Raw genomic sequence first — 1356 nt, forward strand, 5'->3', positions numbered from 1 at the left:
TTTCCGCGGGATCGCGCCACAGAGTGCAGCGCAGAAACAGCGGGTCGCCGTCGCGCCATTCGCCGGTCTGCCGGTCGAATGTGCGCGGATTCGATGCGACGGTGAAGTTCGCGACCGCGGTTCCGGACTCGGTGAATCGCAGCTCGGGGTCGGCCGTGAGGTGCCCGATGATGGTGGTGACGATCTCTCCGGACATACCGATCGGTGTCCTTTCTTGGCGAGTTTCTGAAGGGTTGTGTTTCTGGTTTTTTGTTGTGTCGGTCAGGCTACTTCGGCGGGTTGTTCGGAGGTTTCCTGTTCCCACATGGCGCCCCACTCGTCAAGGCTCTGAGTGGTCCACGTGGGAGACCGTCCTGACCGTTGCGTGTTCGGGATCTCGTGGGCCTGTCGCCGCTTCCTGAAGGTTTCCGGATGAATGCCCAGGTAGGCGGCTGCGTCCACGTTTCCTGTCACCCACTCCGCGCCGCGCTGCGTCGATTCCTCGGCGGCCGGCGTCCCCGGTTCCCACTTCCCACTCCCCTCAGTTGGCCCAGCGACAGCGGCCTCGGTCGCCGTGTCATGGGAAGTAGTTGTGGCCCACTGCTTGATTTCGTCGTCGGTGGCCCAAATGTTCTGAACCCACGTCTCGGATTCGCCGTCGGAATAGATCCAGCGGCCCCGTTCCGGGCGCGACCGTGGCACCGGAAACGTTCCGGCGAGACGCATCCAGTTCTGCCGACGGAATCCCGCGAGCCCACGGAACCCGAGGCTCGTGATAAGCCCGATTCCACCGGTGATCTGGTGGTCGATTCGTTGTCCGGCGAGCACGATGTGAACGCGGAACGCCGCGCCTTGCCACATGATCGCGGCGATGTCGTCCCACACCGGTGGGTGCGCCGGATCGCCCTTCTCCTTGATCTGGCGCCACAACTGCATGGACTGAGCCGAGAACTGTGACAGTTCGTCGATCAGGAGCAGGTGGAAGGGGAATTCAAGCGTCGGGTCGTCGGCCCGCTCGTTGCATCGCCGATCCATGAGTTTCTTGACGTGGCGGATACCGTTCCACATCGCCGCGATATCGGCCGGATCGTTGTGCAGGTGGAACCGGGGAACACCGAACAGTGACTTGAAGGATTCCCGCTTAACGTCGATTCCGGTGGCCTCCGCGGCGGGGTCCTGATGCAGGATTTGAGCCGCCGACAGGGACAGGAACGTGCTCTTTCCGCGCCGGGATCCGACCTCGAATCCCCAGTGCGGGTCATCGGCGAGGAAGCTCCCGTGGAACGGCTTGCGCTGCCGGTCGAGGCCGATCAGGATCTCGCCGGGCTTGCACGCCTCGACCTTGTCCCGCACCGACGCGAACGGCACCACCCGCGG

General features: G+C 63.8%; 2 protein-coding genes. Both read right to left on the reverse strand.

The window, feature by feature from the left end:
• Positions 1-196: single-stranded DNA-binding protein (locus Ae505Ps2_RS34350; protein ID WP_139320302.1), on the reverse strand; the 196-nt coding region annotated here is incomplete at its 3' end.
• A gap of 65 nt (positions 197-261) precedes the next feature.
• Positions 262-1356, reverse strand: a 1095-nt coding sequence (locus Ae505Ps2_RS34355) for a hypothetical protein (RefSeq protein ID WP_212567732.1), incomplete at its 5' end; no start/stop codon positions are given.

The sequence above is a fragment of the Pseudonocardia sp. Ae505_Ps2 genome (assembly GCF_001932425.1).
GTDB lineage: Bacteria > Actinomycetota > Actinomycetes > Mycobacteriales > Pseudonocardiaceae > Pseudonocardia.